The 7,514-nt window shown below is 75.0% G+C and carries 6 protein-coding genes; 3 read left to right on the top strand and 3 right to left on the bottom strand.

Annotated features, from left to right (window positions below):
• Nucleotides 1-174 precede the first annotated feature (174 nt).
• Nucleotides 175-1,107, bottom strand: coding sequence for a Ppx/GppA family phosphatase (locus tag EAO71_RS20800; protein WP_147979075.1), 933 nt, complete (start codon nt 1,105-1,107; stop codon nt 175-177).
• A gap of 40 nt (nt 1,108-1,147) precedes the next feature.
• Between EAO71_RS20800 and EAO71_RS20795 the strand changes: the two genes are divergently transcribed.
• Nucleotides 1,148-2,014: a hypothetical protein gene (locus tag EAO71_RS20795; RefSeq protein ID WP_147979074.1), complete on the top strand. Its 867-nt coding sequence runs from the start codon at nt 1,148-1,150 to the stop codon at nt 2,012-2,014.
• A 141-nt stretch (nt 2,015-2,155) separates the two neighbouring features.
• Here the strand turns inward: EAO71_RS20795 and EAO71_RS20790 are convergent, their stop codons facing one another.
• The gene (locus tag EAO71_RS20790; RefSeq protein WP_147979073.1) at nt 2,156-3,910 is read right to left on the bottom strand and encodes a BACON domain-containing protein; all 1,755 of its coding nucleotides are present in this window, start codon (nt 3,908-3,910) and stop codon (nt 2,156-2,158) included.
• Between the two features lie 175 nt (nt 3,911-4,085).
• Between EAO71_RS20790 and radA the strand changes: the two genes are divergently transcribed.
• A complete protein-coding gene (gene radA, locus EAO71_RS20785) occupies nt 4,086-5,489 on the top strand; it encodes a DNA repair protein RadA (protein ID WP_147979072.1) in 1,404 nt (467 codons plus the stop codon).
• Between the two features lie 286 nt (nt 5,490-5,775).
• Nucleotides 5,776-6,900: a DNA integrity scanning diadenylate cyclase DisA gene (gene disA / locus EAO71_RS20780; RefSeq protein WP_147979071.1), complete on the top strand. Its 1,125-nt coding sequence runs from the start codon at nt 5,776-5,778 to the stop codon at nt 6,898-6,900.
• An 80-nt stretch (nt 6,901-6,980) separates the two neighbouring features.
• Here the strand turns inward: disA and EAO71_RS20775 are convergent, their stop codons facing one another.
• Nucleotides 6,981-7,136 carry a hypothetical protein gene (locus EAO71_RS20775; protein ID WP_187282721.1) on the bottom strand — a complete coding sequence of 52 codons (156 nt, stop codon included), beginning with the start codon at nt 7,134-7,136 and terminating at the stop codon, nt 6,981-6,983.
• Nucleotides 7,137-7,514 lie beyond the last annotated feature (378 nt).

Genomic DNA, 7,514 nt, shown 5'->3' with positions numbered 1-7,514 from the left:
GAGTGGTTCCCGTCACGCCGCGTGCGCCCCAGGCGCGAGCGGAGCCGCGGGCGCCGCCGGTGCCGTGAGGCCCGGGGGGCCGTAAGGCGCGGGCGCGGTGGGGGTGCCGTGAGGCGCGTGCTGGTGCGGGCGGGACAGCCGTCGGGCCCGCGCCCGAGCGCCGGGCCCCCGGGCTCATTCCGCCGGCAGGTGGTCCAGGCGGCGCAGGATGACGCCCTCGCGCAGCGCCCAGGGGCAGATCTCCAGCTCGTCGACCCCGAACAGGTCCATCGCACCCTCGGCGACGAGAGCGCCCGCCAGGAGCTGCGGGGCACGCCCCTCCGACACCCCGGGGAGGCCGGTGCGCTGGTCGGCGGTCATGACCGCGAGCTTGGGGACCCACTCCTCCAGGGACTTGCGGGTGAGGTTGCGCTGGACGTAGAGCCCGTCGCCCGAGCCGGGTGCCCCGGCGATCCGGGCGAGCTGCTTGAAGGTCTTGGAGGTGGCGACGACGTGGTCCGGCTTCCCGAAGCGGCTGAACTCACCGACGGTACGGGCGATCTGGGCGCGCACATGGCGGCGCAGCGCCCGCACGTCCGCCGCGTCGGCCGGGTCGCCCGGCAGCCAGCCGGCCGTGAGCCGGCCCGCGCCCAGCGGCAGCGAGACGGCCGCGTCCGGCTCCTCGTCGATGCCGTACGCGATCTCCAGCGAGCCGCCGCCGATGTCGAGGAGGAACAGCTTGCCGGCGGACCAGCCGAACCAGCGGCGGGCCGCGAGGAAGGTGAGCCGGGCCTCCTCCCCGCCCGTGAGGACCTGGAGGTCGATCCCGGTGCGCTCCTTGATCCGGGCCAGGACGGCGTCCGCGTTGGTCGCCTCCCGCACGGCCGAGGTCGCGAACGGCAGGACCTCCTCGCAGCCCTTGTCCTCGGCGGCCTGGAGCGCGTCCCCGACGGTCGCGATGAGCCGCTCGACCCCGGCGGGGGCGATGGCGCCCCGCTCGTCCAGGAGCTCGGCCAGACGCAGCTCCGCCTTGTGGGAATGGGCGGGCAGCGGGCGGGCGCCGGGGTGCGCGTCCACCACCAGCAGGTGCACCGTGTTCGAACCGACGTCCAGGACTCCGAGTCTCATGGACGGAACGCTACTGCGCCCACGCGCATACGCTTGTCGTGTGCCAAAGACGAAAAAGGCGAAGCCGGGCAAAGACAGTGGCGGCCCCGGCGCCACGAAGGCCCCCAAGGCTCCCAGGACCTCCGGCAAGCAGGGCAGGGCGGCCGAGCCCGACGAGAAGGGGCTCGATTTCCCGCGCGCCTGGGTCGAGTTCCCGGACCCGGCCGACGACGAGCAGGTCTACCGCTGCGACCTGACCTGGCTCACCTCGCGCTGGACCTGCATCTTCGGCAGCGGCTGCCAGGGCATCCAGGCCGGCCGCGCGGACGACGGCTGCTGCACGCTGGGCGCGCACTTCTCCGACGAGGACGACGAGAAGCGGGTCGCCTCGCACGTGGAACGGCTGACGCCCGAGCTGTGGCAGTTCCACGACGTCGGTACGCAGACGGGATGGACCGAGGTCGACGAGGACGGCGACCGCCAGACCCGCCGCTGGGAGGGGTCCTGCATCTTCCAGAACCGTCCCGGTTTCGCGGGCGGCGCCGGCTGCTCGCTGCACATCCTGGCCCTCCGTGAGGGCAAGGAGCCGCTGGAGACCAAGCCGGACGTGTGCTGGCAGCTGCCGGTGCGCCGGACGTACGACTGGATCGACCGGCCGGACGACACCCGGGTCCTCCAGGTGTCGATCGGCGAGTACGACCGCCGCGGCTGGGGCCCGGGCGGGCACGACCTGCACTGGTGGTGCACGTCGGCGACGTCCGCGCACGGGGCCGGGGAGCCGGTGTACGTCACGTACCGGCCCGAGCTCACCGAGATGATGGGCAAGGAGGCCTACGACGTCCTCGCGGGGCTGTGCGAGGCACGGCTCGCGGCGCAGCTGCCGCTGGTGGCCCCGCACCCGGCGGACCCTCCGCGCGAGAAGGCCTGACGCACGGCCGGCGTGCGGGGCGCCGGTCACCGGCGCCCCGCACCCGCGTGCTCACGGCGGGACCCGGGCCGGGTTCCGGGCCGGGATCCGGGTCTGCGGCACCGGTCCGGCGCGCGCTCCGGCCGCCCGCCCCGGCCGACGCTATGAGGACGAAGGGGACCCCGGCTCGCTCGGGGTGCCCGGGTCCGTCGACGACGGCGGGGTCGTCGGGTCCGTGGACCCCGGCGGCTCCTCCGTCGTCGGAGGCGGCGTGGTGGGGTCCGTGGACGGCGGCGGGGTCGTCGGGTCGGTCGAGGGCGGCGGCTCCTCCGTCGTGGGAGGCGGGGTCGTCGGGTCCGTGGACGGCGGCGGCTCCTCCGTCGTCGGAGGCGGGGTCGTCCCGTGACCGGTGATCCGCAGCATGGCTCCGGAGGGCTTCACCCCCACCCGCGCGGACCAGGCGCCGGCGGGCTCGCGCCCGTGGTCGACGGCGATCCGGATCGTCACGGACTCGCCCGGCGCCAGCGTGCCGGAGGCACGGCTCACGTACAGCCAGGGCGCGTCGGTCCACAGCGACCAGCCCGCGGGCGCTCCGCCGGAGTTGGTCAGGGTCAGCAGCGTCGTGGTCCCGTCGCCCTGCGCGGCGACCGTGATCCGGCCGGCCCCGGCCTGCCCGGGCGAGGCCTCCTCCCCCGGCCCGCCGGGGCTGATCACCTCGACCGAGACGTCCGGTGACCGGCTCCCCCGGGTGAAGCGCGGGTCGGGGGTGGTCCGGGCGTTGCCGGCGTTCTCGTAGCGATCGTTCGGGGTGCCGTCCGGGCCCGTGCGCTCGTCCGACTCGCGCGCGGCGACCGGGGCGCCCGCCGCCGCCTCGCCCTCCGCGGGCCCGCCGCGGTACGAGGCCCACAGGGCGAGGACCGGGGCCGCGACGACGGCGGCCACGACGGTGGTGGTCACCGCCCGGGCGCGCATCCGGTCACGGCGGGCCGCGTGGTCCTTGGGGTCCATCGGGAATCCGGTCGCGCCGAACCGCGGGGCCCCGGACCGGGCACGGGGGACGTGCATCATCGCGACGTACGTGGCCGCCCGGGGCGCCTCGACCAGCGGGAGCCGGGCCGGGGAGGCCACCGGTGCGCCCGGCCAGGGACCGCCGGCGCCCGCCCGCTCGGCGGCCCGCCGGCACAGCGGACAGTCGTCGACGTGGCGGACGAGTTCGGCGCGCAGGGTCGCGGAGAGCAGCACCCGGTGGTCGCCGGTGAGCCGGGCCACCGTGGGGCAGGTGCCGGTCTCGACGACCGCGAGGGCCGCGCGGGTCCGCTCGACCTCGCAGGCGGCGGAGGAGAGCAGTTCGCGGGCGGCGAGGGGGTCCAGGGTCAGGACGGCCGCCACCTCGCGGGGGCCGAGGCCGTGACGCACGGCGAGCTCCAGGGCCTCGCGCTGCTCGGGGGTGGTGCCGGCGGCCTCGGGCCAGGCGAGCCGCGCGAGTTCGGCCCGGCGGCGCTCGGCGGTCTCCTCGGAGACCCGGGACGGCGCGGGCACGGCGGCGGGGCGGCCGGTGTGGGCGCCGGGACGCCTGCGGCGCTGCTCGCCGAGGGTGCGCAGACAGGCCCAGCGGGCCAGGGCGTAGAGCCAGGCGCGGCGACCGGCGTCGTCGGCCGGGCAGCGGCCCTGCTGGCGTTCGGCGATGGCGAGGACGTCGCCGAGGGCGGCGGTCGCGTCGTCGTGGTCGCAGAGCACGGACAGGCAGTAGGTGAACAGGCCGTCCAGATACGCCTCGTAGCGTGCGGGCGGGTGGTGGCCGAGGGTGCGCGGCCCGGAGCGGGTGTCGGAGCCCGCGGCGGTGGAGGACGGCGCGCGGCGGTGCGCCCGGTGTGCGCCGGTGGTGTGGGTGGGGGGATCCAGCCTGCTGCTCGTCACGGGCCGACCGTAGGCAGGCCGGGCAGGTCTCTTCGTACCACTTGAACACTTTTAATTCTTACGGGTGAACGTATCCCTCAAAAGGGGACAGGAATATGTCATGACGATGCGTGCGGGAGGCCCCCGGCCCCGGGGCCGGGCGGCGTTGTCGGTGGGGCCCGCTACGGTTCGGTGCATGGCTGCCCGTACGAAATCCGCCAAGGACAGGCCGTCCTACCGCTGCACCGAGTGCGGCTGGACGACCGCCAAATGGCTCGGCCGTTGCCCCGAGTGCCAGGCCTGGGGGACGGTCGAGGAGTACGGCGCGCCCGCCGTCCGCACGACCGCCGCGGGCCGGGTCTCCACCGCCGCGCTGCCCATCGGCCAGGTCGACGGCCGACAGGCCACCGCGCGCTCCACGGGCGTCGACGAGCTCGACCGGGTCCTCGGCGGCGGGCTGGTCCCCGGCGCGGTGGTCCTGCTCGCCGGCGAGCCGGGTGTCGGCAAGTCGACGCTGCTGCTCGACGTGGCCGCGAAGGCCGCCAGCGACGAGCACCGCACGCTGTACGTCACCGGCGAGGAGTCCGCGAGCCAGGTCCGGCTGCGCGCCGACCGGATCAACGCGCTGAGCGACCACCTCTACCTGGCCGCCGAGACCGACCTGTCCGCGGTGCTCGGCCACCTCGACGCCGTCAAGCCCTCGCTGCTGATCATGGACTCGGTGCAGACCGTGGCCTCCCCCGAGATCGACGGGGCCCCGGGCGGCATGGCCCAGGTCCGCGAGGTCGCCGGGGCCCTCATCCGCGCCTCGAAGGAGCGGGGGATGTCCACGCTCCTCGTGGGCCACGTCACCAAGGACGGCGCCATCGCCGGCCCCCGCCTCCTGGAGCACCTGGTCGACGTCGTGCTGAGCTTCGAGGGCGACCGGCACGCCCGGCTGCGCCTGGTCCGCGGTGTGAAGAACCGCTACGGGGCGACGGACGAGGTCGGCTGCTTCGAACTGCACGACGAGGGCATCACGGGCCTGGCCGACCCGTCGGGGCTGTTCCTCACCCGGCGCGACGTGGCGGTGCCCGGCACGTGCCTGACGGTGACCCTGGAGGGCCGCCGGCCGCTCGTGGCCGAGGTGCAGGCGCTGACCGTCGACTCGCAGATCCCCTCGCCCCGGCGGACGACCTCGGGCCTGGAGACCTCCCGGGTGTCGATGATGCTGGCCGTGCTGGAGCAGCGCGGCCGGATCAGCGCGCTGGGGAAGCGCGACATCTACAGCGCGACCGTCGGCGGTGTGAAGCTCTCCGAGCCGGCCGCCGACCTGGCGGTCGCCCTCGCGCTGGCCTCCGCGGCCAGCGACACCCCTCTGCCCAAGAACCTGGTCGCGATCGGCGAGGTCGGGCTCGCGGGCGAGGTCCGCCGGGTCACGGGCGTCCAGCGCCGTCTCGCCGAGGCCCACCGCCTCGGCTTCACCCACGCCCTGGTCCCGACCGATCCCGGCAGGATCCCCGCGGGCATGAAGGTGACGGAAGTCGCGAACATCGGGGAGGCGCTCCAGGTCCTGCCGCGCAGCCGCCGGGCGCCGGCCCCCAAGGACGCCGAGGGCTGAGGGCCGTCCCGTGATCCCCGGCGGCCGGACGGCGCGGGGGCGGCGGCAGCAGGCGCGAGGGCGGCCGGACCGGCCTCGCGGCCCGGCCCGGGAGCCCTTGCGGCAGGCCGGGGAGGACTCCGGCCGGCGGCTCGCGCGGCCTCCCGGCACCCTTCGCCAGGGCTCGCCGGGCGGGGGCGGCGGTCGCCGGGAAGAGTTGCCCACCACCGGTATGCAAACTCGGCGGGGAACGGTGTCGCTAGACTTTGCCCTGGTCTCGCCCAACCGTACGAGCCGGAGGAGTGCAGTGGCAGCCAAGGACGGGGCAGCAGCTCCCGGAAAGTCCGGCGCGGGCTCCGGCAACGAGGCGCTCATGCGCGCCTCGCTCAGCGCCGTCGCCCCCGGCACCGCCCTGCGGGACGGCCTGGAGCGGATCCTTCGGGGCAACACCGGTGGGCTCCTCGTCCTCGGTATGGACAAAACGGTCGAATCGATGTGCACCGGCGGCTTCGTGCTGGACGTGGAGTTCACCGCGACCCGGCTGCGCGAGCTGTGCAAGCTCGACGGCGCGCTGATCCTCGACAAGGACATCACCAAGATCCTGCGGGCCGGCGTGCAGCTGGTCCCGGACGCGTCCATCCCCACCGAGGAGACCGGCACCCGCCACCGCACCGCGGACCGCGTCTCCAAGCAGTGCAACTTCCCGGTCGTCTCCGTCTCGCAGTCCATGCGCCTGATCGCGCTGTACGTGAACGGTGAGCGCCGGGTCCTGGAGGAGTCGGCCGCGATCCTCTCCCGCGCCAACCAGGCCCTCGCCACCCTGGAGCGGTACAAGCTGCGTCTCGACGAGGTCGCCGGCACGCTGTCCGCGCTGGAGATCGAGGACCTGGTCACGGTCCGGGACGTCACCGCCGTCGCCCAGCGCCTGGAGATGGTCCGCCGGATCGCCACCGAGATCGCCGAGTACGTCGTCGAGCTCGGCACCGACGGCCGCCTCCTCTCGCTCCAGCTCGACGAGTTGATCGCGGGCGTGGAGCCCGAGCGCGAGCTCGTCATCCGCGACTACGTGCCGGAGCCGACGGCCAAGCGGTCCCGCACCGTCGCCGAGGCGCTGACCGAGCTCGACGCGCTCAGCCACGCCGAACTGCTCGAACTGCCCATCGTGGCGCGCGCCCTCGGCTACAGCGGCTCCCCCGAGACGCTGGACTCCGCGGTCTCCCCCCGCGGGTACCGGCTCCTGGCGAAGGTCCCGCGCCTGCCCGGGGCGATCATCGAGCGGCTCGTCGAGCACTTCGGCGGCCTGCAGAAGCTGCTCGCGGCGAGCGTCGACGACCTCCAGACCGTGGACGGGGTCGGCGAGGCCCGGGCCCGCAGCGTCCGCGAGGGCCTCTCCCGGCTCGCGGAGTCCTCGATCCTCGAGCGGTACGTGTAGCCGCGGATCCACGACAGGCACGCGGAAGGGGCGGTACGGGACTCCCGTACCGCCCCTTCCGCGTGCCGTGCCGCCTGCGGTCAGTCCTTCGCCAACGTGAACGAGGCCGGGGAGACCTTCGTGCCGGGCAGCGCCGCCTCCACCAGGTACGTGCCCGGGCCGACCGGGCCCGCCGGGGCGGTGGCGCACTGCGGGGCGCTCTGCCCGCGGTCCCAGTCCACGGTGTGTGTGATCACCGCGCGGGCGGGGACGCGCAACAGCAGGTCCCGGCCGGCTCCCCTCTCCCGAACTGCGCCCCGGGATCGCTCCAGTTGACGCTGATGAGCGACAAGCTCTCCTACGCGCCGGGGGACAAGCCGCGGTTCCGGCTGGTGGCCCGGAACACCTCGGCCGCCGACTGCAAGGCCGACTTCGGCCCGAAGAGCGCGGTCCTGAAGATCAGCAACGTCAAGGGCGACCAGGTCTGGTCCTCGCAGGACTGCCCAAGCCGCGGTTCCGGCTGGTGGCCCGGAACACCTCGGCCGCCGACTGCAAGGCCGACTTCGGCCCGAAGAGCGCGGTCCTGAAGATCAGCAACGTCAAGGGCGACCAGGTCTGGTCCTCGCAGGACTGCC

Source organism: Streptomyces sp. MS191 (assembly GCF_008042125.1).
In the GTDB taxonomy this organism is placed as follows: domain Bacteria; phylum Actinomycetota; class Actinomycetes; order Streptomycetales; family Streptomycetaceae; genus Streptomyces.
This window is presented reverse-complemented; position numbering and strand designations above follow the sequence as displayed.

Bases quoted from the DNA above. Each gene is read 5' to 3' on its own strand.
- EAO71_RS20800 (WP_147979075.1), bottom strand. From the start codon at position 1,107: ATGAGACTCGGAGTCCTGGACGTCGGTTCGAACACGGTGCACCTGCTG.
- radA (WP_147979072.1), top strand. From the start codon at position 4,086: ATGGCTGCCCGTACGAAATCCGCCAAGGACAGGCCGTCCTACCGCTGC.